General features: G+C 64.9%; 25 protein-coding genes. 16 read left to right on the top strand and 9 right to left on the bottom strand.

Annotated elements, in window-relative coordinates; genetic code table 11:
* Positions 1 to 171: 171 nt before the first annotated feature.
* From ACZXDY_RS37800 to ACZXDY_RS37830, 7 genes are all read right to left on the bottom strand, one after another.
* Complete coding sequence (locus ACZXDY_RS37800) at positions 172 to 2502, bottom strand: mechanosensitive ion channel domain-containing protein (protein ID WP_464349038.1); 2331 nt, start codon at positions 2500 to 2502, stop codon at positions 172 to 174.
* 287 nt (positions 2503 to 2789) lie between these two features.
* Positions 2790 to 3647: an aromatic ring-hydroxylating oxygenase subunit alpha gene (locus tag ACZXDY_RS37805; protein WP_028162677.1), complete on the bottom strand. Its 858-nt coding sequence runs from the start codon at positions 3645 to 3647 to the stop codon at positions 2790 to 2792.
* A gap of 29 nt (positions 3648 to 3676) precedes the next feature.
* Positions 3677 to 5077: an 8-oxoguanine deaminase gene (locus ACZXDY_RS37810; protein WP_464349039.1), complete on the bottom strand. Its 1401-nt coding sequence runs from the start codon at positions 5075 to 5077 to the stop codon at positions 3677 to 3679.
* A gap of 4 nt (positions 5078 to 5081) precedes the next feature.
* Positions 5082 to 6017, bottom strand: coding sequence for an ABC transporter permease (locus ACZXDY_RS37815; RefSeq protein WP_464349040.1), 936 nt, complete (start codon positions 6015 to 6017; stop codon positions 5082 to 5084).
* Positions 6018 to 6019: 2 nt separating this feature from the next.
* Positions 6020 to 7072 carry an ABC transporter permease gene (locus ACZXDY_RS37820; protein ID WP_464349041.1) on the bottom strand — a complete coding sequence of 351 codons (1053 nt, stop codon included), beginning with the start codon at positions 7070 to 7072 and terminating at the stop codon, positions 6020 to 6022.
* 2 nt (positions 7073 to 7074) lie between these two features.
* Positions 7075 to 8664, bottom strand: coding sequence for an ABC transporter ATP-binding protein (locus tag ACZXDY_RS37825; protein WP_464349042.1), 1590 nt, complete (start codon positions 8662 to 8664; stop codon positions 7075 to 7077).
* A gap of 12 nt (positions 8665 to 8676) precedes the next feature.
* Positions 8677 to 9789, bottom strand: a complete 1113-nt coding sequence (locus ACZXDY_RS37830; RefSeq protein WP_464349043.1) for a BMP family ABC transporter substrate-binding protein — start codon at positions 9787 to 9789, stop codon at positions 8677 to 8679.
* Positions 9790 to 10191: 402 nt separating this feature from the next.
* Between ACZXDY_RS37830 and ACZXDY_RS37835 the strand changes: the two genes are divergently transcribed.
* The 16 genes from ACZXDY_RS37835 (at position 10192) to ACZXDY_RS37910 (ending at position 25113) form a co-directional block, all read left to right on the top strand.
* Positions 10192 to 10431, top strand: a complete 240-nt coding sequence (locus ACZXDY_RS37835; protein ID WP_464349044.1) for a hypothetical protein — start codon at positions 10192 to 10194, stop codon at positions 10429 to 10431.
* 41 nt (positions 10432 to 10472) lie between these two features.
* Positions 10473 to 11198: a Rieske 2Fe-2S domain-containing protein gene (locus ACZXDY_RS37840; protein WP_456642576.1), complete on the top strand. Its 726-nt coding sequence runs from the start codon at positions 10473 to 10475 to the stop codon at positions 11196 to 11198.
* Complete coding sequence (locus ACZXDY_RS37845) at positions 11195 to 11827, top strand: glutathione S-transferase family protein (RefSeq protein ID WP_464349045.1); 633 nt, start codon at positions 11195 to 11197, stop codon at positions 11825 to 11827. Before ACZXDY_RS37840 ends, ACZXDY_RS37845 begins: the two co-directional genes overlap by 4 nt.
* 34 nt (positions 11828 to 11861) lie before the next feature.
* Positions 11862 to 13664 carry an adenine deaminase gene (locus tag ACZXDY_RS37850; protein ID WP_464349046.1) on the top strand — a complete coding sequence of 601 codons (1803 nt, stop codon included), beginning with the start codon at positions 11862 to 11864 and terminating at the stop codon, positions 13662 to 13664.
* A gap of 3 nt (positions 13665 to 13667) precedes the next feature.
* Positions 13668 to 14591, top strand: a complete 924-nt coding sequence (locus ACZXDY_RS37855) for a LysR family transcriptional regulator (protein ID WP_130225886.1) — start codon at positions 13668 to 13670, stop codon at positions 14589 to 14591.
* A gap of 92 nt (positions 14592 to 14683) precedes the next feature.
* Positions 14684 to 15184: a thiamine pyrophosphate-binding protein gene (locus ACZXDY_RS37860; RefSeq protein WP_028162666.1), complete on the top strand. Its 501-nt coding sequence runs from the start codon at positions 14684 to 14686 to the stop codon at positions 15182 to 15184.
* Positions 15181 to 15789: a thiamine pyrophosphate-dependent enzyme gene (locus tag ACZXDY_RS37865; RefSeq protein WP_464349047.1), complete on the top strand. Its 609-nt coding sequence runs from the start codon at positions 15181 to 15183 to the stop codon at positions 15787 to 15789. Before ACZXDY_RS37860 ends, ACZXDY_RS37865 begins: the two co-directional genes overlap by 4 nt.
* 218 nt (positions 15790 to 16007) lie before the next feature.
* A complete protein-coding gene (locus tag ACZXDY_RS37870) occupies positions 16008 to 17567 on the top strand; it encodes a GMC family oxidoreductase (RefSeq protein WP_464349048.1) in 1560 nt (519 codons plus the stop codon).
* Complete coding sequence (locus tag ACZXDY_RS37875) at positions 17564 to 18946, top strand: amidohydrolase family protein (RefSeq protein WP_464349049.1); 1383 nt, start codon at positions 17564 to 17566, stop codon at positions 18944 to 18946. Before ACZXDY_RS37870 ends, ACZXDY_RS37875 begins: the two co-directional genes overlap by 4 nt.
* A gap of 11 nt (positions 18947 to 18957) precedes the next feature.
* Complete coding sequence (locus ACZXDY_RS37880; RefSeq protein ID WP_464349050.1) at positions 18958 to 19824, top strand: aromatic ring-hydroxylating dioxygenase subunit alpha; 867 nt, start codon at positions 18958 to 18960, stop codon at positions 19822 to 19824.
* A 185-nt stretch (positions 19825 to 20009) separates the two neighbouring features.
* Positions 20010 to 20711: a septum site-determining protein MinC gene (gene minC, locus ACZXDY_RS37885; RefSeq protein ID WP_028162661.1), complete on the top strand. Its 702-nt coding sequence runs from the start codon at positions 20010 to 20012 to the stop codon at positions 20709 to 20711.
* 21 nt (positions 20712 to 20732) lie between these two features.
* Entirely contained in the window at positions 20733 to 21548 is an 816-nt protein-coding gene (gene minD, locus ACZXDY_RS37890) for a septum site-determining protein MinD (RefSeq protein ID WP_130225893.1), read from the top strand.
* The gene (gene minE, locus ACZXDY_RS37895; RefSeq protein ID WP_208822162.1) at positions 21548 to 21832 is read left to right on the top strand and encodes a cell division topological specificity factor MinE; all 285 of its coding nucleotides are present in this window, start codon (positions 21548 to 21550) and stop codon (positions 21830 to 21832) included. The genes minD and minE overlap by 1 nt, the downstream gene beginning before the upstream one ends.
* Positions 21829 to 22128 (top strand): hypothetical protein, encoded by a 300-nt coding sequence (locus ACZXDY_RS37900; RefSeq protein WP_028162658.1) that lies wholly within the window; start codon positions 21829 to 21831, stop codon positions 22126 to 22128. Before minE ends, ACZXDY_RS37900 begins: the two co-directional genes overlap by 4 nt.
* A gap of 283 nt (positions 22129 to 22411) precedes the next feature.
* Positions 22412 to 22876, top strand: a complete 465-nt coding sequence (locus tag ACZXDY_RS37905; protein ID WP_464349051.1) for a (2Fe-2S)-binding protein — start codon at positions 22412 to 22414, stop codon at positions 22874 to 22876.
* On the top strand, positions 22873 to 25113 hold the full coding sequence (locus ACZXDY_RS37910) for a xanthine dehydrogenase family protein molybdopterin-binding subunit (RefSeq protein ID WP_464349052.1): 2241 nt from the start codon (positions 22873 to 22875) through the stop codon (positions 25111 to 25113). The genes ACZXDY_RS37905 and ACZXDY_RS37910 overlap by 4 nt, the downstream gene beginning before the upstream one ends.
* A 163-nt stretch (positions 25114 to 25276) precedes the next feature.
* Here ACZXDY_RS37910 and ACZXDY_RS37915 read toward each other — a convergent pair whose 3' ends face one another.
* A complete protein-coding gene (locus ACZXDY_RS37915; protein ID WP_028162655.1) occupies positions 25277 to 25507 on the bottom strand; it encodes a DUF2798 domain-containing protein in 231 nt (76 codons plus the stop codon).
* Positions 25508 to 25670: 163 nt separating this feature from the next.
* The gene (locus ACZXDY_RS37920) at positions 25671 to 26033 is read right to left on the bottom strand and encodes a helix-turn-helix domain-containing protein (protein ID WP_464349053.1); all 363 of its coding nucleotides are present in this window, start codon (positions 26031 to 26033) and stop codon (positions 25671 to 25673) included.
* Between the last annotated feature and the right edge of the window lie 328 nt (positions 26034 to 26361).

The following is a 26361-nucleotide window of genomic DNA, read 5'->3' on the forward strand; positions in this document are numbered from 1 at the left end:
GCGAGCGACGGCGGCTCCGAGGGGATGGCTTGGCCGGACCCCATGATCAATTTTGCTGAACTTGACGCACAGAACTGTTGGCGGGCTCTCGCGATCGGAGAGGGGGAGGCTTGCTATGCGCAACCGCTCCGATCGGCTCGGATCATGCTGTTGCGCGGAATATCGCCGCGGCTACTCCGCGGCTTCCGCGCCGCGTGGCTCGTCCTTCCGCTCGAAAGGCGACTGCAGCACGAGCATCGTCTGCGGTGGCCGGGCGATCTGGATGTTGAGCTCGTGGAAGCGCTTCTTCATCCGCCGGTAGAACTCACGCTGCACCGGCCAGCGTCCGGAGTCCGTGCATTGGATCTGCCCGACGATGGTCGTCATGGTGGCATCGACCTTGTCGACGCCCCAGAGGTCGAGATCGCCGCGGATCATGTGCTGGAATGCGGGATCCTTGCGCAGCTCGGCGCCGATCTCCTTCAGCACGGCGCCGACGCGATCGGGATCTTCCTTGTAATCCACGTTGACACTGACCGAGGCATTGCCGATGCCGCGGTTGGTGTTGGTGACTGATGTCACCGAGCTGAACGGGATGATGTGTACGGAGCCGTCGCCGGCGCGCAGCCGGATGGTGCGGATCGAGAGATTCTCGACGACACCGGACAGGCCCGACACGGTGACGAAGTCGCCGACCTGCATTGCGTTCTCGAGCAGGAGGAACAGCCCGGTGATGACGTCCTGCACCAGTTTCTGCGAGCCAAAGCCGATGGCGATGCCGACGATGCCGGCGCCGGCTAAAAGCGGGGCGATGTTGACGCCGAGCTGGCTCAGCGCCGTCAGCGCCACCACGGTGAGGATGATCGACAGCAGCGTCGTGCGCAGCATCGGCAGGAAGGTGCGCATCCGCGCCGCGCGGGCGTAGCGTCCTTCGCGCGACAGCTGCAGCAGATGCTGCTCGACAGCGGCATTGACCGCTTCCCAGATCGCAAGCGCAACCACGCCGGCGATCGCGACCGTGATCAGCGCCGATAGCAGGCGTCCGCCGATATGGTCGCTGGTGAACCATGCCGCCGCATCCAGGCCCCAGACCTCGAGCAGCGCGATCACGGTGATGACAGCGATGACGCCTGAGACGATGCTGCGCAATGCCGGGAAATACCGGTTGGCGCGTGCTTCGAGGCCCGGAAACTGGCGGGTGAACTCCGGGCTAATGCGGAACACGCGGTCCAGTGCCGCCATCATCGCGATCGACGCCAGCCGCGCGATCAGGAGCACGGCGATGCTGGCGACGAAATAGCGGAACAGCAGCGCATAGCCGTTCTGCACCCGCAGCGCCCACACGGTCCATAGCGCGAGGTCAAGGACGATCGCGAGAATGTGCCAGACATCGGCGAAGCGGTTGCGCATCACCACGAGCGGGCCGCGCGCGCCCTCCGGCGCCCGGATCCAGTCGGCGACGCTGCGGCGGCATTGCAGGATGATGACGACCACGAACAGGTGCACCACCAGCATCACCAGCCGAACTACCGCGTGATAGGCCGGGCGGTACAGGCCGAGCAGCAGCGCGATGTTGGCGAGGGCGATGCCGAACACCGTGAAGGCGACGATCCGCCGCCACCAGATGTCGAGATAGGCGGCGGCCTCGTCGCGGATGATGAACAGGCTGGGCTGGCTGGAGACCGGCGACATCACCGCCGCGGTGACGGCGAGGATGCTGCGGTAGATCACGTAAGCATTGACCATTGCCAGGATCACGACGCGCGGCGTCGGTGCTCGGCCGATGTCGGTTGCGAGCAGGAGATTGCCGATCGCCGCGAAGCAGACCACCGGCAGCAGGTCCAGGAACAGCCGCGCCAATGCAAAGGGAAGCCGGATGGCGAGTTGCCAGGCGTAGGTGAGCGTTGCATGCCAGCGCCGGACCGGCTGCGTTTCGTTGGCCGCACTCGGATCCCGTACGGTATCGACATGCCGCGCGCGCAATGGAATGTAGCGGTCGATGGCGTTGAGCGGACGCCGGATCGCGCGGCGGATGATCCATTCCGCCATGAAAGCGCAGGCGATGACGAGCACGAGCCGCCACGCTGTGTCGAGCAGCATCTGCTGCATGTACGGATTGGTGGTGAGATTGACCAGCCAGCCCCAGATCATCGGAAAATCGGACACTGCGCGGGCCGCGGTGGCGAGCTGGTCCGAGACGTCGCCGAACCAGTCCGAGACTTCGGCGAGAAGCTGGACGCCGAGATTGTCGGCGAAAGCTGGGGATGAGGCCGAAGAGGGTGGCTGCGCGGGCGCACCGGAGGACGACGCCTTCGCAATGGTCTGCAGCGTCTGGATGAGCTGAGCCCGCTTCTGGTCGTCCTGCAGGATATCCAGCGTCGCTTGCGCCTGCGCCGCTGCTGACGGCTGCGGCGGAGGAGGCGGCGACGTGTTCGGGATCATCATCTGCGCTCGCGCAGGCGACATCAGCAGCAGCAGACAGGTGAGCGCAATCGTGATGAGTCGGAGACAGTTGCTCGGCATGAAAACGCTGCGACGATGAGGGGTGGCGGGAATCGCGTGTATTTAACGCGGGTACGGCCATAGTTTGGCATGCCTGTGACAGGCGGCTCACTACCTGCCAATGCATAGAGCGTTTTCGAGCGAAGCATGCCCTCGGACTTGATCCGAGGGTGGACACCGGTTCGCAAAGAAAACGCGTCAAAGCAAGAATCTAGAGCTTCGGTTCTGATGCAATCAGAACCGAAAACGCTCTAGTCACAAGATGTTCCAGTACCCCTACGAAAATGCCGCTGCAGGAAGCCCTGCCACTATGCCGCCCCGAGCGTGGTTCCGTAGACGACGCCTTTTTCCTTCAGCCAGCGCCGGTATACCACGGAGGAGGCATCCGCCCGGGTCGGGATTTCCGCCCGCGGTTCCAGCGGCAGCAGTCGCGGGCGCTGGTTTTCCAGGATGATGCGGTCCTGCAGGAAGATCATTTGCTGGAACTGGATGAGATCGGCGAGTTCGGAGGTGTCGTCGATCAGGAACCCCACCGGGTGAGCGCGGCAATGGTCGGGGTCGAGCGGCTGTACGAACAGGCAGATCACGTCCCAGCGATCGGCGGCATTCGGGCAGGTCTTGTAGAGCAGCGTCGCGAAGGGGGCGGCGACCCGATAGATATATTGCGTGACAATGCCGTCGCTTGCCGATAGCGCCGCCTGCGGCTGGAAGAATTCGCAGTCGGTGGCCCAGACTTCGTCGACGTCGCGGCGGATTTCGGTCGTGTAGTGGCGCACCTCGGTGTGCGGCTCGGCGCCGAGGATGTCGGTGTGGACGAACGGGAAATGCGCCATGTCCAGGAAGTTCTCGACGATGCGCAGGCCCGAAGCGTGCACCGAGACCGCGCCGCAGACGATATGCCGCCGGTCCGCTTCGTCAGCTTCGGGAAGCGGCAACACGTCGCGATCGGGCTTTCCGAGCGTGGTCCAGAGGTAGCCGTAACGCTCGCGTACCGGCAGCGGATCGTCGCGGTCTTCCGCCGAGACGACGACCGCGCCATCTGCGTCGCGGAGCGTGGTCAGCTCAACGCCGAGCAGCCGATTGCGCCGCGGCGATGCCGGGATGTCGCTGAGCGCATCCAGCACATACCACTGGTTCAGCGTGCCGGGGTCGATGTTGCCGTTCATGGTGCAAGCTCCGCTTCGTTGCGGTGGGGCTATTGCCGGTAGATTCGTTGCATGATCTTCGCGTGATCCGCAAGCGAGGCCTCGACGTCGTGATGCACAAATTCTCCGCGGCGGATGATGTTACGGCCGTTGATGAAGGAATAGTCCACCTTGAACGGGCCGCACATGATCATCGCCGCGAGCGGATCGCGCTGGGTGCCGGAGAGCCCGAGCTGGTTCAATCTGATCGCGATGAAATCCGCGCTCATGCCGGGCGCGAGATACCCGATATCGTCGCGGCCGAGCAGTCTGGCGCCGCCGCGCGTCGCCATGTCCAGCGCCTCGCGCGCCGACAGCGCCTTCGGGCTGCCGCCGAATCCGCCGCGGCCGCCCGGCGCCTCGGAGAGATAGCGGTGCGGCGCGACCCGCTGCAGCATCTGCGCTAACCGCGCCTCGAGGAAGAGGTTCGAGGTGTCGTTGGAGGCGGAGCCGTCGACGCCGAGCCCGCAGGTGACGCCGGCGTCCCGCATCTCGCGGATCTTTGCGATGCCCTGACCGCACCGCATGTTGGCGGAGGGGCAATGCACCATGCCGGTGCCGGTCTCGGCGAAGGTCTTGATCTCGTTGCCGTCGAGGAAGATGGCGTGCGCGAACCAGACGTCCGGCCCCAGCCAGTCGACCGAGCCGGCGAATTCCACCGGCCGCATGCCGTAGATATCGCGGCAATAAACCTCTTCGTCGAGGTCTTCGGCGAGATGCGCGTGCAGGTGCACGCCCTTGTGGCTGCGCGCAAGCTGGGCGGCTTCCTTCATCAGGCCTGGTGTCACCGAGAAGGGCGAGCAGGGCGCGAGCACGATCCGGCTCATCGCGTGCCGGCTCGGGTCGTGGTAGGTCTGGATCAGCCGTTCGGCATCCTTGAGGATGTCCTCTTCCTTCTCAACGCAATTGTCCGGCGGCAGCCCGCCCTGGCTCTTGCCGCGGGACATCGCGCCGCGCGCGGCGTGAAAGCGCAGGCCCAGCTCCTGCGCCGCCTGGATCGTGCTGTCGAGCCGGACATTGTTCGGCTGGATGTAGAGATGGTCGGAGCTGGTGGTGCAGCCGGAGGCGATCAGTTCGGCCATCGCGACGCGGGCCGAGACATAGATCGCCTCGTCATCGAGCTCAGCCCAGATCGGATAGAGCGTGGTCAGCCAGACGAACAGTTCATCGTCCTGTACCATCACCCGCGTCAGGTTCTGGTACATGTGATGGTGGGTGTTGACCATGCCGGGCATCACCAGGTGGCCGGAAAGATCAAGCACGTTATCGGCGGCGAGATGCGCAAGCTCCGCATTGCTGCCGACCGCCTCGATCACATTGTCACGCACGAACAGCGCGCCGCCCTTGATCTCGCGATTGGCGTCGTCAAAGGTCGCGAGGTGATCGATGTTCTTTACAAGCAGCGTCGACATAAGCTCACCGCAGGTCACGATAATAGGGAATGCCGAGCGCGGCGGGTGCGGCCATCGCCTGGCGCATGCGGTGCCAGGCGACAACGGGAACGACGATGAAGGCGATGGTGCCGAGATACGGCAGCATCGAGAGCACGGGTGCGGCGATCGGCCAGTTGCGCGCCTGCCCGACGAAACCGAGCGAGGTGATGACGCCGAACAGCAGCGCCGCCAGCACCGCATTCAGCGGGCGATAGCCGGCGAAGATCACCAGCGCCACCGCGATCCAGCCGCGGCCGGCGACGACGCCTTCCGACCATGACGGCACGAAGGCGAGCGTGAGATAGGCGCCGGCGCCGGCGGCGAGCGCCGCGCCCGCGGTCACATACCAAAAGCGAATCCGTTGCACGGCGATCCCTGCGGCGTCCGCCGCGGCCGGGTTCTCGCCGACGGCGCGCAGGTTGAGGCCGTGGCGAGTGCGGAACATCAGGACGTGCAGCATCACCGGCAGGATGATGTAGATCAGGTAGACCAGCACATTCTGCGTGAACAGTACCTGGCCGATCAGCGGGATCGAGCTGAGATAGGGGATCTCGACGCTCGTAAACGTCGCCGGCGCCGGGATTCCGGAATAGGCCTTGCCTACGGTCGCGGCAAAGCCCGTGCCCATCAAGGTCAATGCGAGTCCGCACAGCACCTGGTTGGCGCGCAGATAGACCGTGATCGCGGCAAACACCATGCCGACCACAAACCCCACCGCGAGCGCCAGCGCGAAACCGGCGGTCGGACTCTTGGTGGTGACGACGGCGGCGATCCCTGATATCGCGCCGAGCGCCATCAATCCTTCAACGCCGAGATTGACCACGCCGACGCGCTCGGCCAGCACCTCGCCAAGCGCCGCCAGCGCCAGAACGCCGCCGGCGAGCAGTGACGTGTGCAGGATGCCCGCGATCAGGTCCATCTTCAGGCCTCCGCCGGTTTGCTGTTGACGATGCGGAAATGCGCGAGTTCGTCGCCGACAGCGGTGAAGAACAGGATGAGCCCGGTGATGGCGAGTACAGTTGAGGTGTTAATGCCCTGGGTCTGCAGGATGATGCCGGAATTGAGGATCACGGCCATCAGCGCCGCACCGGCGATCACGCCGATGCAGGAGCCGCGTGCCAGCACCGCGACCATGATGCCGAGATAGCCGAAATTGTTTGAGATGCCGCCCTGCAGGCGATGCACGGTGCCGGCGACCTCGAGCATGCCGGCGATGCCTGCGATCGCACCCGACAGCAGCATCACCACGATCAGGTGGCGACGGAACGGCATGCCGGCATATTTGGCGGCCTGCGGGTTCGAGCCCGCGATCCGTACCTCATAGCCCCAACGCGTGAAGCTGAAGGCGGCGGCCGTGATCACGGCCAGCAGGATCGCGATCGGAAAGCCCCAATGCACCATGCCGATGAATTCGGGGATGTCGTGCTTCAGCCGCGCGGTGGTCCCCAGCGCATGCCCGCCGGGATCGAGCCAGGGGCCGGTCGCGACATAATAGACCATCAGCGTGGCGACGAAGTTGAGCAGCAGCGTCGTGATGAGCTCGCTGACATCGGCATAGGCGCGCGCAAGCGTCGGGATCAAAATCCAGAGCAGCCCGCCGAGCGCGCCGACGACGAACATCAGTGGCAGCATCACGACGGTGGGACCGGGGACGAACAGCGCCATGCCAGTCGCGGCAAAGGCACCGGCATAGAACTGTCCTTCCGCGCCGATATTCCAGGCGCCGATCCGAAGCGCGACGGCGACAGAAAGCCCGGTGAGGATCAGCGGCGTCACCAGCAGGCCGACATCCTCAAGGCCAAAACCGGAGCCGAAGGTCGACTTCAACACCTGCTGCGCCAGCTTGAGCGGTTGCGCGCCGCTGGCCGCGAGCAGGAGGCCGGCGGTGACGAGCGCCAGCAAGATCGCAATCGCACGCGCCGCAAGCGCGATGGCAGGCGAGGCCGATGGCAGGCGTTGCAAACGGATTGCCATCGTCAATGCACCATCGCAGCCGCGCGCACCGGTGTGGCCGCGCGCTGGCCGCCCATCATCAGGCCGATCTGTTCGATATCGGCGCCTGCGCTATCGACAATGCCCATGATCTCGCCGTGGAACATCACCGCAATGCGGTCGGAGAGGTTGAGCAGTTCCTCGAGCTCTTCCGAGATCACGACGATGCCGACGCCGGCATCGCGCAGCTCGACGAAATAGCGCATCATGGTGTTGATTGCGCCGACGTCGAGGCCGCGGCTTGGATAGGCGGCGACGAGAAGCTTGGTCGCGATCCGCATCTCGCGCCGCGCCACGAAACGCTGCTGATTGCCGCCGGAGAGGTTGCGGATCGGCATCGAATAGTTCGGCACCATCACGGCAGCGGCTTCCGCTATCTTGCGCGCCAGCGCCGCTGCCGCGCGCGGCCGGTACCACGGTCCGAGCGAGACCGGCGCGCGGTCATATTCCCGGATCACCGCGTTGTCGGTGACGCTGAGCGCGGGTGCCAGTCCGCTGCGCAGCCGGTCTTCCGGGATATGTCCGACGCCGAAATCGGAGAAGTCAGCAGCATCAGCGGTGGAGACATCGCGTCCGCCGAGCGTGATCTGTCCGGAGCTGGCCGCGCGCATTCCGGTCAGGAGTTCGCTCAACTCTTTCTGCCCATTGCCGGCCACTCCTGCGATACCGAGGATCTCCCCGCCCGCGATATCAAGCGAAACCTTGTTCAGTACGGTATGGCCGGTGCTGTCCCGTGCCGTCACCTCGCGCAAGCTGACGACCGGCTCGTTGGCTTTGGCGACTGCGTTCGGTCCCCGTGCGCGTAAATCGTCGAGCACGATCTCGTGCCCAACCATCAATTTCGCCAGCATCTTTTCGCTGCAGGCGCCGGTCGGTTCGGTCGCCACCTTGCGGCCGCCGCGCAGCACGGTGATGCGGTCGGAAATCTCCAGCACCTCGTCCAGCTTGTGGCTGATGAAGATCACGGCGTTGCCGCGCGCGACGAATTCCTTCAGCGCCTTGAACAATTCGCGCGCTTCCGACGGCGTCAGCACAGCGGTCGGCTCGTCCAGGATCAGCACACGCGCTTTGCGCGCGAGCACGCGCAAGATCTCGACCCGCTGCTGCTCGCCGGTCGAGAGTTCGTCGATCCGCGCGCCCGGGCGGACCGCGAGATTGAGCGAGGCCGAGAGCTGCGCGGTGCGCGCTTCCAGTTCCTGCGCGCTGATCCTGCGCGGCGTTTCCGACCAGCCGAGGTGGATGTTCTCGGCGACGGTGAAGGCGCGCACCAATTTGAAATGCTGATGCACCATGCCGATCCCGGCCGCGATCGCCTCAACCGGCGAGGCAAAGCTTTTCAGGTAGCCGTCGATGATGATCTCCCCGGCATCGGGCTGGTAGATGCCGGTCAGGATATTCATCAAGGTGGATTTCCCGGCGCCATTCTCGCCCAGGAGTGCGTGGATCTCGCCGGGCCATACTTCGAGATCCACGTCCTGATTGGCAACGACGCCGGGAAAATACTTGGCGATGCCCCGGAGCTGCACGAGCGGTGGCGTGCCGGGAGGACGCTCGGTGACATCGGGCATCGCCATCACGACAGCGCTTCAGAGCCCCGAAATGCCGGCGATCGGCCAATCCCAGTTGTAGAGCTCGGTCTCGCTCATGCGCTTGCCACTGGCGACTTTCACATTGCCCTTGGCGTCCTTGATCTCGCCGACGAAAGGCGACCAGCCGCCGAGGATCTTTTCGCGCACCGCGTCGGCCTGCTTGCGCACATCCTCCGGCACGCTCTCGCCCCAGGCGTCGCGGTCGACGCCGGCGCCCATCGGCAGGATGGTGCTGGAGGGCGTCCAGGTGCCTTCGAGCCGCTTCTTCACCTCGCCGACATAGTATTGCTTGAAGTCGATGACGATCGAGCTGATGTAGGCCTTCGGCCCGTAGCGGCGAATATCCGTGTTCCACATTACCGCCTTGGCGCCGCGCTTCTCGGCGACCTGCAGATAGCCGGCCTCGTCCATGATGCCGAACAGGAGGTCGCAGCCATTGTCGAGCAGCGCGGTGCCGGCTTGCGTCGCGGCCTGCGGATCGAACCAGGAATTGATCGTGATGACCTGCATGGTGGCGTTCGGATTGACCGAGCGCGCGCCCATCAGGAACGCGTTGGTGCCGGAGAACACCGACGGCACCGGGAAGGATGCGACATAGCCGAGCTTGCCGCTCTTGCTCATCAGGCCAGCGGCAACGCCGGTGACGTAGGTCGGGTACCAGTGCGCGACATAATAGGTGCTGAGATTGTCGAGCGGATTGCGGCCGTCGCATTCGTAGAACGCGACCTTCGGCGAGCGCTTTGCCACATCGTAGAGGAAGTCGCCATAGTTCGATGTCGCGAACACCATGCAGGCATTCTCGGAGACGAACTGGCGATAGGTGCGCGTCGCATCGGCGGAGTAGGGGATGCTCTCCACGAACACGGTCTTCACTTGCGGGAATGCCGCTTTCACCGCCTTCATCCCCTGGTCGTGACTCCAGGTCCAGCCTTCGTCGGTGACGGGACCGGTGTGGCCGAAGGCGATCACGGCATCCTTCTCGGCGATCGCCGGCAGCGGTGCCGCGGCATGCGCGGAGCGGATCAGGCCCGGCGGCAGCAGGAGCGAGGAGCCGGCGGCGGCGCCGAGGTTCAGGAAGCGCCGGCGGGACAGATGGCGGAGGTCTGACATGGTTGAGCTAAGCCTCGTGTTGGAGCCCGTGTACTCTTGCGGATCGTTGCCGTGGCCAAGACCAGCCGGAAACTCCGGGCAATGCCGATCGTCGACACAGCGTGTCGGCGCTCTGTTACCGAAAGATTTCCGTAGCAAGGTCCATGCCGCAGTCCGCGCATCGGCGGCATCACCGGCCCATCCCGCACGCTTGCGCATAGTCAGCGTGTCTGTCGCTGGCTGTTTCGCATAGGCGCTTTTTTTCGATTGCGGTGATCGCGCTAGCGCAACATCGTTCGGCAACGATGCCTTAAAAAACAAGCAGATCGCTGCTTCTCTGCTCAAAGGATATGCATGGGCAATCTTTCCGCTTGCCCTGATCGCGGCACGCTCGAATAAATCGAACCACAGGGATGTGAGCGCATGCAGGGAGCCACCGTTATCGTCTTCGCAGGGCAGTTTCGCGTCGACAGCTTCGTCGAGTTCGTCAACCACCGCGCGCGGCGGTTGCAACTCGACGCGGTGGTGGAGACGGCGCCTGATTGCATCGAGGTGGCGGTTTCAGGACAGCCGGCGCTGGTCGATGCGTTCGAGATGGCGTGCAGCCTCGGGCCGATCGACTGCCTGGTGCGGGATGTCTGGCGGAAGAATGCCTCGGCGTAAGTCTTGCACCCCGTTTGGAGCTTGGTGATGGAGATGGGCTGATGGAAACAGGCTGGTATCCGGTCGCGCTGGCGGAGGGGCTGGAGCGTGGCACGTCCACCGGCGCGCGGCTGTTCGGCCGCGAGCTTGTGGTCTGGCGCGACAGCGCGGGCGCTTCGCATGTCTGGGAAGATCGCTGCCCGCATCGGGGCATGCGCTTGAGTTTCGGTTTTGTGCGGGACAATCATATTGCCTGCCTCTATCACGGCTGGCAGTACGATACGGCGGCGCAATGCCGCTATATTCCGGCGCATCCCGATCTTGCCGTCCCCAGCACGATCCGGGTTGCAACCTATCCGTCGATCGAACGGCTCGGCATTGTCTGGGCCTATAACGAGCTCGACAGCGGTGCGCCGCAGGACATCGGGTTTGCCGAGCGCGCGCCGGTGACACCGGTGCGCAGCCTCTATGTCGATGCTTCGGCAGCCAAGGTGTTCGACGCGCTCGTTCTCGCCGAATGCCCATCGCTCAAGAATGCCGGCGGCGCGACGCAGCGGTCGCGCACCGATGCGCTGGTCTCGCTGAAGCGCGGCGGCGACGAAATTCTGGTCGCGGTGCAGCCGCTATCCGATGTGGAAGCCGCACTTCACATCGTCATTGCCGGACCGCCGGACGTCCATTCCGGCGATAGCCAGAAGCGCGTCTCCGCCTGGGGTGAAGCCTTGCGACGTGAGATCGAAGGAGCGGCGCGGCCCACCGGCGAAGTGCATCACGGGGTGGCGCCGTGAGCGAGATTTCTCTCTACGACTTCGAGCTCGACGAAAATTGCTACAAGGTGCGGCTGTTCCTGTCCGTGCTCGGATTGTCCTACCGCAAGGTCCCGGTCAACATGGTGCCGGGTCGTGAACATCTCGCGCCTGCGCTGATGGCACTCAATCCGCGCGGCAGCCTGCCGATCCTCACGAACAGCGATTTCGTGCTGAGCGAAGCGGAAGCGATCATGACCTATCTCGCCCGCGCCCATGACAACGGTAACGCGTGGCTGCCCGCCGAACCGAAGGCGCGCGGCCTGGTCGCGATGTGGCTGCAATTTGCCAGCCGCGATCTCCATGCCGCCTTCCTCGCGCGGCGGCTGGCGATGTTCGACGAACCAGGGGATGAGGTGGCGCTGGGCTTTGCCGCGCGGTGCGCCTTCCGCCTGATGGAGGATCACATGACGGCACGCGAATTTGATCGCGCCGCCTGGTTCGTTGGCGATAATCCATCGCTTGCCGATCTCGCGCTGTTCCCGGCAATCGCGCTGAGCCGCGATTTCGGCATCGAACATGAGGCCTATCCGGCGCTGCGGCGCTGGATGCGCCGCGTGCGGACTACCCCGGGGTTCGTGACCATGCCGGGCATTCCCGACTATTATTGAGGCCGATCACGCACGTGCAACGTAAGAGGCCGCCATGACCAGGCTCACCCGCTTTTCCGTCCAGCCGCTCCACACCATGACCCGCCGTCTCGCCGACGTTGCCTCGGGACGGGCGGCGCCCGATCTCGTCATCACGGGCGCGCACGTGCTCTCGACTTATTCGGAGCGGATCATCGACAACAGGGAGATCTGGATTGCAGGCGGGCGGATCGCCGCGGTGAAGCCGGCCGGCGCGCACAAGGCTGCCGGGGGCGACGCCGCGATCAAGGACGTTGCTGGCGGCATCATCGCGCCAGGGCTGGTCGATCCGCACATCCATATCGAATCCTCGATGGTGACGGCCTGCGCCTATGCCGAAGCGGCCCTGCTCAACGGCACCACGACGATATTCTGCGACAGCCATGAGATCGGCAATGTGATGGACGTCGCCGGCGTCGAGGCGATGCTGGAGGATGCGCGCGAGGCGCCGCTCTCGATCTTCCTGACCGTGCCGAGCACGGTGCCGGCCACCTCGCCGGAACTCGAGACCGCCGGCGGCGATCTCACCGCGGAGAAGATCGCCGGCCTGTTTGACCGCTGGCCGGAGGCGGTGGCGCTCGGCGAGAAGATGGATTTCGTCCCCGTGACGCTCGGCGACGAGCGCAGCCACGCGATCCTTGCCGCGGCGCTCAAGCGCGGACGGCCGGTGTCGGGCCATGTCTATGGCCGTGAATTCGTCGCGGCCTATGCCGCGAGCGGTGTCACCGACACGCACGAGGCGATCGACCGCGACATCGCCGACGATCTCTTGGAAGCCGGCGTCTGGATCTTCCTGCGCGGCGGTCCGCCGACCACGCCGTGGCATTCGCTGCCGCAGGCGATCCGCACCATCACCGAACTCGGCGCGTCGCATAAGCGCGTCGCCGTCTGCACCGACGATCGCGATGCCGACGATCTCCTGCAATTCGGTCTCGACTGGGTGGTGCGCGAGGCCGTCAAAGCCGGCATGTCGCCAGAGCAGGCATGGTCGATGGGGTCGCTGCACGGCGCCACGCGCTTCGGTGCCGAGGGCGAGATCGGCGGCCTCGGCGGCGGGCGGCGCGCCGATCTGGTGCTGCTCGACGACTCGCTCAAGCCGCGCGCCACCTGGTATGGCGGCGAATGCGTGGTCGAGAACGGCAAGATCACGCCACTGCTCGATGCCGCGCTGTCGAAGCGCTACCGCTATCCGCAAGCCGCCTATTCGACGGTGAAATTGCCTGACGAGGTGAAGCTGACGCCGGCGCTGCCGACCGAGGCCTGCACCGTCAATGCTATCAGAACCGCGCTGCCCGGCATCACCCTGATCCACGACCGCATCGCGATCGAGCCCGCCAATGACTGGCAGCCGCTGTTCGAGCGCTACGGCCTCTGCTTCGTCACCGTGGTGGAACGCCACGGCAAATCGGCCGGCAATGTTGCCCACGGTCTCCTCAAGGATTTCGGTCTCAAGCACGGCGCGGTGGCATCGAGTGTGGGGCATGACAGCCACAACATCATCATTGCCGGCACCAACGAAGATGACATGCAGGTCGCGCTTGCTGCGATCAGGGATCATCAAGGCGGCGTCTGCGTCGTTGCCGACGGCAAGGTGAAGGCGATGGTGCCGCTGCCGATCGCAGGCCTGCTCTCCGACAAGCGGGTGACCGAGGTCGCCGAACAGGTGCAGAAACTCAAGGTGGCATGGCAGGAAGCCGGCTGCACCATCCCCTATATGGGCTTCAACCTGATCCCGCTGTCGGTGATCCCCGAAATCCGCATCACCGACAAGGGGCTGGTGCTGGTGCCGGAAATGCGGCTCGCGCCGCTGTTCGAGTAGCAGATGGATCCACACCGGCTCGGCCTGATCTCGACGCGCCTGCATTATTTCCAGCTCGTCGCCCAGCTCGGCTCGATCCGGCAGGCCGCGCGCGTGCTCAATGTCGCGCCGTCCTCGATCAGCCGCGTGATCGGTCAACTCGAGGATGAACTGCAGACGCCGCTGTTCGAGCGCATCCGCCAGCGGCTGAAGCTCACCAGCGCCGGCGAAATCCTGCTCTACCGCACGCGCGCCAGCCAGGGCGAGATGACGCGCGCCTACACCGAGATCACCGACCTCCAGGGTCTTCGTCGCGGCACTGTTACGGTGGCGGTGGTGGAGAGCATCGCGCGCGGGTTGTTGCTCGACGTGATGTCGACGTTCTGGGAGAGCTATCCGGCGATCACCGTCGACATCAAGGTGATGGGATCGGAACATGCGTTCGACGCGGTGGCCGACGGCGAATGCGACATCGGCATCGCTTTCGACATCAAGACGCCGCGCAATGCGCAGCGGCTCGCCGGCACGGTGCTGAATATGGGGGCGCTGATGCATCCCGGGCACCGGCTCGCCGGCCGCAGCGAGCTCAGGCTGTTCGATCTCGCGGGCGAGCGCGTCGTGCTGTCGGATGCCAGCCTCTCGCTCGGGGCGTCGATCGAGGAAGCGCTGAACGGCTCATCGATCGATTTCGGGCGCCGCGCGCTGACCAACTCGATCACGGTCATGGCCGATCTTGCCATGCGCGGCAACGGCGTTGCGCTGCAGACGCGGATCGGCGTTCAGCGCGAGATCAGGAGCGGGGCGCTGGTGTTCGTGCCGCTGCGCGACCCCAAATTGCGGCCACGAAAGCTGGTGCTGCTGTCGCGCGCCAAGTCCGGCATGTCGGAAGCGGCCTCGAGCCTCGCCACCATGCTGACGCGGGCGATCGAGGGCCTGTCCGGCGGCTGAGAGATGTTGCGCATGGCGCATCAGGCTGGTGAGAAATCAGGGCCTATTCAGAACATCTCGCGCCTGAGATTTTGCCCGAAAAGGGAATCTGCATGAAGCCATCCGCCGTCGACGCCGTGATCCGCGGCTTGAAGAAAGCAGGTGTCAGCATCGTCTGCTATCTGCCGGACTCGCTATTCAAAGAGCTCTATCCGGCGCTCGACGCCGACCCGGATATCCGCACCATTCGCGTCACCAATGAAGGCGAGGGCGCCGCGATCTGCGGTGGCGTGTTCCTGTCGGGCAAGCGCGCGGCGCTGGTGATGGAGAATTCGGGCCTGCGCGCCTCGGTCGAGCCGCTGGCGCGGATGGGGCTCGGGGCCGGCATCCCGGTGGTGATGCTGATGAGCTATCGCGGCGAGCTCGGCGAGAACAATTGGTGGGCGATCCCGCACGGCATCACCATGGAGCCGGTGCTGAACGCGCTGCGCATTCCCTATCGCATCGTGACGGAAGAGGAGCGGATCGAGCGCGCCATCACCGATGCGTTCAGTTGGTCCTATTCGGCCTATTATCACTCGGCGGTCGCGCTGGGCGGGAGCGTGGTGCGATGAAGCGGTTCGACTGCATGAAGGCGCTGGCGCGCCGGCTCTCCGACGAACTCGTGATCCTCTCGCTCGGTGCGAGTGTCGACGAATGGTACAACGCCGCTCCGCATATGCGCGATGCCAGCCTGTTCCAGCAGCAGCTCGGTTGCGTCAGCGCGCAGGCGTTTGGTCTTGCGGCAGGCCTGCCGCATCGGCGCATCGTTTCGCTCGATACCGACGGCGGCATGATGTTCAACCTCGGCATCCTCGCCACCATCGCCAACGAGCAGCCGAAGAATCTGTTCATCGTGGTCTGGGACAATGAATGCTACCAGTCGATCGGCGGCCCGCCGACGCATACGGCAAGCGGCCGCGTCGACATAGCCGCGATCGCGCGCGGCGCGGGCGTGACGCGGGCCTATACCGCGCGCACCGTCGAGGAATTCGACGGCCATTGCGCGGACGGGCTGGCGGCGCAGGAGCCATATCTGGTCGTGGCAAAAGTGTCCGGCACCGTGCAGCCCGACATCAGGCGCAAGCACAGCGACGGGCGCGAGGACAAATACATCTTCGTCCGCCACGTCGAGCGCACCGAGAACATCGTCATCATGGGCCCGAGCGAGCATAACTAAGGCATGATGTTATTGGCTCGATCTGCAGCCGCGTGGCTTCTGCACCTCTCCCCATCGGGGAGAGGTCGGCGCGTAGCGCCGGGTGAGGGCGATCAGGTCCCACGAGAGAGCGAGACCTCTCACCCGGATCGCATCTTGCGATGCGATCCGACCTCTCCCACAAGGGGAGAGGTGAGGCGAGTGCGCGGCCAGACTGTCTTACCAACCAGTGTTGCGCGATGACCGCGCTCCTCCCCGCCTATGATTACATCGTGGTCGGCGGCGGATCCGGCGGCGCGGTGGTGGCGCGGCGGCTGGCTGAGCGCAGCGGTGCGAGCGTGCTGCTGCTCGAAGCCGGACCGTCGGATGCCGGCATCGCCGCGATCGAGGATGCCGCGAACTGGACCGCGCTGCTCGGCGGCCCCTACGACTGGGGTTATCGCTACGCGCCGCAGCGCGAGTTGAACGATCGCAGCATCGCGATTCCGCGCGGCCGCGTGCTCGGGGGATCGTCGAGCCTCAACGCGATGCTGTGGTACCGCGGCCATCCCTCCAACTATGATGCCTGGGAGGCAGCGGGCGCTGTGGGATGGAATTTCCGTTCCGTGCTGCCTTACTTCCAGCGAGCCGAGGATTGGGAGGGCGGCGCCTCCGACTATCGCGGCGCCGGCGGTCCTTTGCGCATCGAGCGGCCGCGCGATCCGCATCCGATCGCGCTCGCCATGCTCGCGGGCGCCGCCGAACTCGGCATCCCCGTGATCGACGATCCGAACGGCGCGACCAACGAGGGCGCCAGCCTTCCCAATCTCAACGCTCGCTACGGCAAGCGCTGGAGCGCGGCGCGCGGTTATCTCCACCCAATGGCGGAGCGGAACAATCTCACCATCCGCACCGACGCGCTCGCGATCGGTCTTTCGTTCGAGGGCCGCCGCGCCCGCGCGGTGCGCGCGATCATCGACGGCGCCATCGTTGAGACGCGCGCGGACTCCGAGATCATCCTGGCGCTCGGTGCGATCGACACGCCGCGGCTGCTCCTGACGAGCGGCATCGGGCCTGCCGAGGAATTGGCGCGGCTCGGCGTATCAGTCATCGCCGACCTCGCAGGCGTCGGCGAGAATCTGCAGGACCATCCGCTGTTGATGGGCATGAACTTTCGTGCCAAGGCGCCGCTCGGGCCGGTCCGCGACAATGGCGGCGGCAGCATGATGAACTGGAAGAGCGCCGCTGCGTGCACCGCACCCGATCTCCACGCTTTCGTCGTGCAGGGCCGTCACGCCAACGATGAGGTTGCCGCGGCTTACGATCTCTCAGGAGATATCTTCGCGATGTCGCCGGGCTTGATGGGCTCGGCCAGCATCGGCCGCATGCGGCTCAACAGCGCTGAGCCGGGTGCAGCCATCGAGCTGCAGCCGAACTTCCTCGCCGAGCCCGCCGACCTCGAAGCGCTGATCGCCGGCCTCGACACCATCGTGGAACTCTCCGCTTCCAAGGCCTTCGCCGATCTCATCGCGGCGCCGGCCGCGCCCGACCGCATGTTGTCGCGTAGCGAGAAGATCGAATTCATCCGCATGAGCTGCTCGACCTTCTTTCACACCTGCGGCACCTGCGCGATGGGCACAAGCGAGCGCGCCGTGGTCGACCCGGAGTTGCGGGTGCGCGGCGTCGAGGGGCTGCGCATCGCGGATGCCTCGGTGATCCCGATCATCCCGTCCTGCAATACCCATGCGCCCGTGGTGATGATCGGCGAGCGCGCCGCCGATTTGATCACCGGCATGAAACCTGCAGAGCAGGCGGCATGAACGCAAAGGACCAGATCATCACCGCCGACTTCGTTCTCACCATGGACGAAGCCAACCGTGTTATCGCCGACGGCGCGGTGCTGGTGCGCGGCGCCCGCATTGCTGCGGTGGGCAAGAGCAACGCGCTCTGCGCCGCCGAGCCGGCGGCCGAGGTCACCTACCTCAAGAACTGCCTGGTGATGCCGGGGCTGGTGAACTGCCACATGCATTCCGGCTTCCTGCGCGGCACCGCCGAGCACCTGCCGGTGTGGGACTGGTTGCGCCTGCACATCAATCCGATGCATCGCGTGCTCCGGCCGCACGAGGCGGAGGCCGCGTCCTATCTCTGCTACGCCGAGAGCGTGCTCTCCGGCACCACCACGACGGTCGACATGTGGCGCTTCATGGATGGCAGCGCACGCGCGGCCAGCGCCATCGGCAACCGCCTCGTCGCGGTGCCCTATGTCGGTGAGCATCCGGACTACAATTATTTCGACACGCTCGACGACAACGAACGGATGATCGAGAGCTGGCACGGCAAGGAGGACGGTCGCATCTCCGTCTGGGTCGGGCTCGAGCATCTCTTCTATGCCGACGAAGCCGCGCAACGCCGCGCGGTCGAGATGGCGAAACGCCACCGCACTGGTTTCCACACCCATTGCAGCGAGGCTGGAATCGAGGTCGCCGAGTTCGAGAAGCGCTACGGCAAGCGGCCGATGTTCGTGCTCGACGATCTCGGCTTGTTCGAGACGCCGCGGGCGATGATCGCGCATGCGGTCTGGCTCGACGATGCCGAGATCGCGCTGCTCGCCCGCCGCGGCGTTTCGGTCGCGCATAATCCCGTCAGCAACATGAAGCTCGCCAGCGGCATCGCGCCGGTCGAGGCGATGCTGCAGGCTGGCCTCGCCGTCGGCCTCGGCACCGACGGTGAGAAGGAGAACAACAATCTCGACATGTTCGAGGAGATGAAGGCGGCCTCGCTGCTCGGCAAGCTGAAGTCGCTCAATGCCGCGGCGCTGGATTCGTGGACCGCGCTGCGGATGGGCACGATCATGGGCGCCCGCGCCATCGGCCTCGACCATGAGATCGGCTCGCTCGAGATCGGCAAGAAGGCCGACCTGATCGCGGTGCGCACCGACACGCCGCGGATGACGCCACTGTTCGGCGAGGGACCCTATTTCAACCTGCAGCACAATCTGGTGCACGCCGTGCGCGGCGGCGATGTTGCGCTGACAATGGTCGACGGCCGGATCGTCGTCGAGGACGGCCGGTTGAAGACGGCCGATCTGCGCGCGCTGATCGATCACGTGCACGAGGTGGCGCCGGGATTGTTCGCGCGCCGCGCCGCCTGGCTCGTCGAGCACGTCCACGGCTCGGTGCAGTGGACCGGCGCGGTCTGACGGGGGAGGCGATGGCCAAGACCACCGATCCCGTCGCGCTGAACGAATGGTACGCGATCGAGACATTGTCCGAGGTGACGGCAACGCCGCGTCTCACGCGCCTGCTCGGCCAGGATCTGATCATCGACCGCGACGCCGATGGCGCCCCGCGCGTACGGGAAGTCGTCGCGGGCACACCGGCCGCGCCGCTGCCGACCCGCGAGCGCTATGGCTGCCTATGGACCACGCTCGGCCAGCCGCGGCGCGAGATCTTCGACATCGCTGAGGCCGCGGAGGAGGATCGCCGTTTCGTGATTTGCGGCTGGGTCAAGATGCGCACTTCCGCGCCGCGGGTGATCGAGAATTTCCTCGACATGGCGCATTTCCCTTACGTCCATCACGACATCCTCGGCGCCGTGCCGCACACGGAGGTGCCGAGCTATGAGAGCGAAATCCGCCGCGACGTCGACGAGGTCTGGGCGAGCAATTGCCGCTTCTTCCAGCCGCGCATCGCAGTGACGGAATCATCAGGCGATTTCGTGCAGCTCACCTACCGCGTGCCGTCACCGTTCACGGTGATGCTCTACCGGGTATGCCCCTCGGCCCCCTCGCGGCTCGATGCGATCGCGCTGTTCATCCAGCCGATCGAGGAGGAACTGTGCCGCGCCCAGCCGGTGATGTTCCTGGTCGATGCGCAGTCGGCCTACAACGACATGCTGAAGTTCGAGCAGGTGATCTTTTCGCAGGACCGCATCATCGTCGAGAACCAGCGTCCCCTGCGGCTGCCGCTCGAGCCGCGCGCGGAAATCCCGACCCGGGCCGACGGCTCCTCCGTCGCCTATCGCCGTTGGCTCAAGGAAAAGGGCCTGCGCTTCGGCATCATCGCCGGATCGCCATGATCTCCTGAGATCTCTATAGGCGGGCTACGGCACTGATTCGCCGGCCGCCTCGTCATGCTGTTGCCCTCCGGTCCACCGGGACAGGCCTTTTATGCCTTTATTCCGTGGAATGACAGGGCCGTTAACGGATGATTAACCATGGCTACCGATCATTAACCATTCGAAAAGGAGCTGAGTCGGCCGCGATGGACGCACCTGTGCAGTCAAACCGTCAACTGGTCCGCATGCGGGGCCGATCCTACGTTGCGTTCGTGTTTACCCCCGTGGTCCCGATCATGAACTGGCTCGGGGAAATCGACGCGACGCTCGCCCGTTCACCCGGATTCTTCGTCGGCAAGCCGGTGGTGCTCGACCTCTCGGCGCTGGACCTCAGCCAGAGCGCGATCCAGCATCTCGTCGCCAACCTCGAGCAGCGCAACATCCGCGTGCTCGGCATCGAGGGCGTCAGCCCCGACCATCTCACGAGCAGCCTGCCGCCGCTACTCACGGGCGGCCGGCCCTGCGGGCTCCCGCAGTCTGAGCCGCCAAAGCCGCAAGCCAAGCCGGCGAAACCGAAACAGACATCGCTGCTGCTCGACCAGCCGGTGCGTTCCGGCCAGTCGATCGTGTTCACGGATGGCGATGTCACCGTGCTGGGCTCGGTCGGCTCGGGCGCCGAAATCGTCGCCGGCGGTTCCATTCATGTCTATGGAACGCTGCGCGGCCGGGCGATGGCCGGCATCAACGGCAATTCATCGGCACGGATCTTCTGCCAGAGGATCGAAGCCGAACTACTGGCCATCGATGGCTACTACCAGACCGCAGAGGACATCGGCGAAAGCCTGCGCAGCCGGCCGGCCCAGGCGTGGCTCGAAGACGATTCCCTCAAAATCACAGCGCTGAATTGATCGACCAAAGGAGGAGAGAAAATGGCCAAGGTTTTGGTCGTGACGTCTGGGAAGGGAGGCGTCGGCAAGACGACGTCCACGGCTGCGCTCGGTGCGGCTCTTGCGCAAGCCGGACAAAGCGTTGTCGTGATCGACTTCGATGTCGGCTTGCGCAACCTCGACCTGGTGATGGGCGCGGAACGGCGGGTCGTGTTCGACCTCATCAACGTGGTGCAGGGCGTCGCCAAGCTCTCGCAGGCGCTGATCCGCGACAAGCGCCTGGAGAATCTGTGGCTGATTCCGGCGTCGCAAACCCGCGACAAGGATGCGCTGACGGATGAGGGCGTGCGGCGGGTCATCAACGAGCTCAGGACCAAGTTCGACTGGATCCTGTGCGACAGCCCGGCGGGTATCGAACGCGGCGCGACGCTGGCGATGCGCTATGCGGACGAGGCGGTCATCGTCACCAATCCCGAAGTGTCATCGGTGCGCGACTCCGATCGCATCATCGGCATGCTGGATTCGAAAACCGCCAAAGCAGAGCGGGGCGAGCGGGTCGAGAAGCACCTCCTGGTCACCCGGTACGACGCCTCGCGCGCCTCGCGCGGCGAGATGCTCTCGATCGACGATATCCTGGAGATCCTTGCGACGCCGCTGCTCGGCATCATCCCCGAAAGCCAGGACGTGCTGCGCGCATCCAATGTCGGTTGTCCGGTCACGCTGAACAGCACGAACAGCGCGCCGTCCCGCGCCTACATGGACGCTGTACGCCGCCTGATGGGCGAGACGGTGCCCATGACGGTGCCGGTTGAACGCAAGGGACTGATGAACAGGCTATTACGACGGAGGGCGGCATGATGAATCTCCTGCGGCTTATGAGCGGCCGCTCCGGCTCCGCGCCGGTCGCGCGGGAACGGCTGCAGATCCTGCTCGCGCATGAACGCGGGGTCGGTGGCAGCGGTGCGCCCGAACTGTTGGAATTGCTGCGCTCTGAAATCCTCGCGGTGGTTTCCAAGCATGTGGATCTCGATCCGGAGAAGGTCGTGGTCAAGATGGATCGGGGCAAGTTTGTCTCGATGCTCGAGGTCGACATCGAAGTACCCAATGCCGCGCAACGATCCAAGCTGGTGGCTGCAACATGACGGCGGACAGCGATAGCCATATTGCCTGGCAACGGGCGCAGGTCAGGAAGCACCGCGCTGCGCTCAAGGAATTGGAAATCGCCCGGTTCGGGGGGGCCGCTATCCCGACCTTCAACCGAAAAACCGAGCAAGCGATCAGCGAGCTGAAGCGGAAGATCACGGAAGCGGAGCGCTGCATCGGCGATTACGAGCGGCGAACCAAGCGGCCGCTGGCCACCGACGGGCGAAGCCTCGCCAGCGTGAGCTGGAGCCACTGGGACGCCAACGGCACCACGCCGCAGCGCCGCCGCGCCTGACGCTTCCGTAGCCTGATACTTTCGTAGCCCGGGTGAAGCGAAGCGCAACCCGGGACGCCTCTATCCTCGTTTGCGAGCGGTCCCCGGGTTACGCGTTCGCTCCACCCGGGCTACGATTGCGTGCGGCGTGATGCCGCGCAACGCGCACACGCGTGTGTGAACTGCCCCCGAACCGCTATGACAGAGCCAGGGCTTTGGCATAGGCTGCTGTTGCTCTGACCAGAGCGGCAGAGAAAATGCGCATGCGATCGAGGATCGTCATCGCACGGGTTCCGGAGGTCGCATGCAGCTCATCGTCAACGGCAGGACGCATGAGGTTGACGTCGAAGACGAGATGCCCCTGCTGTGGGTCTTGCGCGACGTGCTTGGCGTGACCGGTCCCAAATATGGCTGCGGCATTGCGATGTGCGGGGCCTGCACAGTGCATGTCGGTGGTGAGCCGGTGCGTTCCTGCTCACTGCCGGTCGGCGACGTCAAAGCCGACGTCATCACGATCGAAGGATTGGGCACACCGGCGGCGCTGCATGCGGTCCAAAAGGCGTGGGTCGAGCATCAGGTCGCGCAATGCGGCTACTGCCAATCCGGCCAGATCATGTCGGCCGCCGCGCTGCTCAGCGCGAACGGCAATCCGAGCGACGACGATATCGATGAGGCGATGTCCGGCAATCTGTGCCGCTGCGGTACTTATCCGCGCATCCGCGCCGCGATCAAGGCCGCAGCGCGTGAACTCAAAGGCCGCCCGACATGAGCAGGGCCGGCACCATCGCGCGGCGCACCTTCCTGATCGGTACTGCTGTGATCGCAGGCGGCGTCGCGTTCGGCGTCTATGCCTATAAGCGCGAGCCGATCAATCCGCTGCTGAAGGAGCTTGGCGACGGGCAGGCGGCGCTGACGCCTTACGTGCGCATCGACCAGGCCGGCGTCACTATCATCACGCCGCGCGCCGATCTCGGACAGGGTGTCGCGTCAGTGCTTGCGGCTTTGGTCGCCGAGGAGCTCGATATCGCCTGGAACGACATCAGGATCGATTTCGGACCGCCGAGCAGCGCGTACTATAACGGCATCGCCGCCGCCGAGGGCCTTCCCGTTCCGGCAACCGACGGCAGCATCAAGGCGCGCTCGGCGCGCGTCGTGGGCGACGCGGTGAGCAAGTTCCTGGGGCTGCAGATCACCGGCGGATCGTCGTCGGTTGCCGATGCCTACGAGAAGATGCGCATTGCCGGCGCGGCCGCTCGCGAAGTCCTGTTGCAGGCGGCAGCGATGCAGACTGGAATTCCAAAGCATCAGTTGAAGACCAGGGACGGCAGCGTGATCACGCCGCGTGGCGAGATGCTGAGCTACGCGTCGCTGGCAGCGGAAGCGGCCAAGATCGAGCCGCCGCGCAAGGTCCGGCTCAAGCCGGAGTCGGAGTGGCGCTATCTCGGCAAGCCGATGCAGCGCATCGACATCGTCGCGAAGTCGACCGGCACAGCCACGTTCGGCATCGATATCAGCATGCCCGGCATGGTCTACGCGACGGTTCGCGCCAATCCTTCCATCGGCGGCGGCATCAAGGGATATGACGCGAGCGCGGCGGAGAAGGCGAGGGGTGTCATTGCGGTCGTGCCGATCAGCGGCGGCGTCGGCGTGATCGCCGACAACACCTGGCGTGCCTTCCAGGCGGCGGAATTGATCAAATGCGATTGGGGCCCGCCGCCCTATCCTCCATCCAGCGCAGCGATGTTCGAGACGGTCGCGGCGTCCTTCACAGGCGAGCGCCAGGATAGCCGGCTCAAGGATGAGGGTGATGTCGAGACGGCGCTGCAGGGCGATGGCGCGATCGCGGCCGAATACAAGGTGCCATATCTCGCGCATGCGCCGCTCGAGCCGATGAACGCCGTGGTCCAGCTCAAGGACGGACGGCTCGATATCTGGACGGCCACGCAGATGCCGCTGTTCTTGGTGGCGGCGGCGGCCGAAGTCAGCGGGCTTAAGGCGGAGAACATCCACCTGCATTCGCTGATGTCAGGCGGCAGCTTTGGCCGGCGCCTCGAGGACGATTATGTCCGCCAGGCGGTCGAGCTCGCAAAGGCGCATCCCGGATCTCCGATCAAGATGACCTGGAGGCGCGAAGAGGACATGACCCACGACTTCCCGCGACCGCTCGGCATGGCGCGCATGCGCGGCGCGGTCAGGGATGGCAAGGTCGAAGCCTATGACCTCAAGGTCGCCTGTCCGTCGGTGACAGCCTCTCAGATCGGGCGGCTGCACATGCCGACCTTCGGGCCGGATATCGCGATCGTGGCGGGCGCCTGGGACCAGCCGTTCCGGATTCCGCATTATCGCGTCACCGGCTATCGCGTGCCGGAGCTGGTGCCGGTAAGCTCCTGGCGCTCGGTCGGCGCGTCGGCAAACGGCTTCCTGCACAATGGCTTCCTCGATGAGTTGATCCACGCGGCGGGCGCTGATCCGCTGCAGGAACTGATCCGGCTATGCTGGCACGAGCCGTCGCGCAGAGTGCTTGCCACCGTGGGCGAGATGTCGAAATGGGGCAGCGCTACAGGCAAGGATCGCGGCCGCGGCATCGCGTTCACGCTGTCATTCGGCGTGCCGGTGGCCGAGGTCGTGGAAGTCTCGAACACGCCGCGCGGCATCCGGATCGACAAGGTGTTCGTCGCCGCCGATGTCGGCAAGGTGCTGGACCCGACCAATTTCGAGAACCAGGTTCAGGGCGCCGTGATCTGGGGATTGGGCCACGCTGTCAATTGCGAACTGACCTTCAAGGACGGCGTCGCCGAGCAGACGAACTTCGACGCCTATCAAGGCTTGCGCCTCAATCAGGCGCCGGCGATCGAAGTGCGCGCCGTCGACAACGGCAGCCCGATCCGCGGCATCGGCGAGCCCCCGGTTCCTCCCGCCGCGCCAGCACTCGCCAACGCCATCTTCGCCGCCACCGGCAAGCGCATCCGCGAGTTGCCGCTGAACAAGCACATCGATTTTGCTTAGATCCTGCATTCGCCGATCCGTTCTCGCCAGAATCAGCCGCCCTCTCCCGAAGAGCCGAGCCAGCGCGTCTGAATGGGAGCCAAAATTGCAGTGGCCGACATCGATCGTGACTTGCTGAGTTCGGCGATCAGATCGTCCGGAGGCAAACCCGTCATCGCCCGCCCTAATCCTCCTTTGTCACAGCAAGTGCCAGTCGCCGGATAACTGGCGCTGCGAATAGCACGACTGGCAACATGACGAACCAGGAGAACATCCATGATTGCAGCCACCACATCACGACGTCTCCTGAATGCGCGAGTGGATAGCTGGCGATCGCCGCCGCGATGGCGCACGTCAAACCCGATTGTATGGTTCCATATACGAAATGGCTGTATCGACGTGGAATTCCTAACATACTGACCTCGGCAGGATGGCTTCCTGTCGAGAAGCAAAAGACATGCCCGAGTTCTGTGGTTCTTCTTTTGACCTAACGGTTCGACCTAATCTCGGACACTAGCCGCACAAAAGAGCGACCCGGTAGGCCCGGTTTGGAGACAATACTCGGGGCCGACAAGCGATCAGGCGACCGTTCCGCGGTGCTTACGGGCGCTCCTTGAATCGATTGCTCGCTTCTGAAATTGACCGGTAGCCGGCTCATCGATCGCTTCGGACCCGGACCGCGCGGCCACGCGCCACTCGTTAGGGGATATGCCGCTCCAGCGGCGGAATGCCTTGTCGGATTGCTCAGAATAGGACAATGCCTCCGCAACTTCGCCGACTGATAGCTCCCTCACTCCGAGAAGTTCGCGAGCCATCGTATAGCGGATCTCATCCAAGAGCTGCTGGTACCTCGCACCCTCACGCCGCCGCGATAGTCTGCTTCGCTTCGCGTGCAAGGATATCTTGCGTGCTTGGGTGCGACACGACGACCCGACGGGCAAATCACCAAAAGTCTGTCCAGCCCCCGCGCAAAAAACATTCTGCTTCCGCCGTCGGGCAAATCAGTGATTTAACTCCGCGCGTCTCACCGGCGGATGAGGGGCGGCTCGCGATCGTCACGAACGTTGCGGTGAGATGCGGTGGACGTGATGGATGTGACTGACGAGCACACACGTCACGGACGGCGAAGTCGTGTGGTCCTGGCGCCCCGACGCTGGCGCTAAGTTTTTTGCGCGAAGAAGTTCGCGCGAGAGGCGACGGTGGCAAGAAAGCCCGGTCACCGGGGAGAGCGCGAAGGAAACCGTAACACCATCGCGCAGGGAAAGCCGG

The organism is Bradyrhizobium sp. LeoB3 (assembly GCF_055456055.1).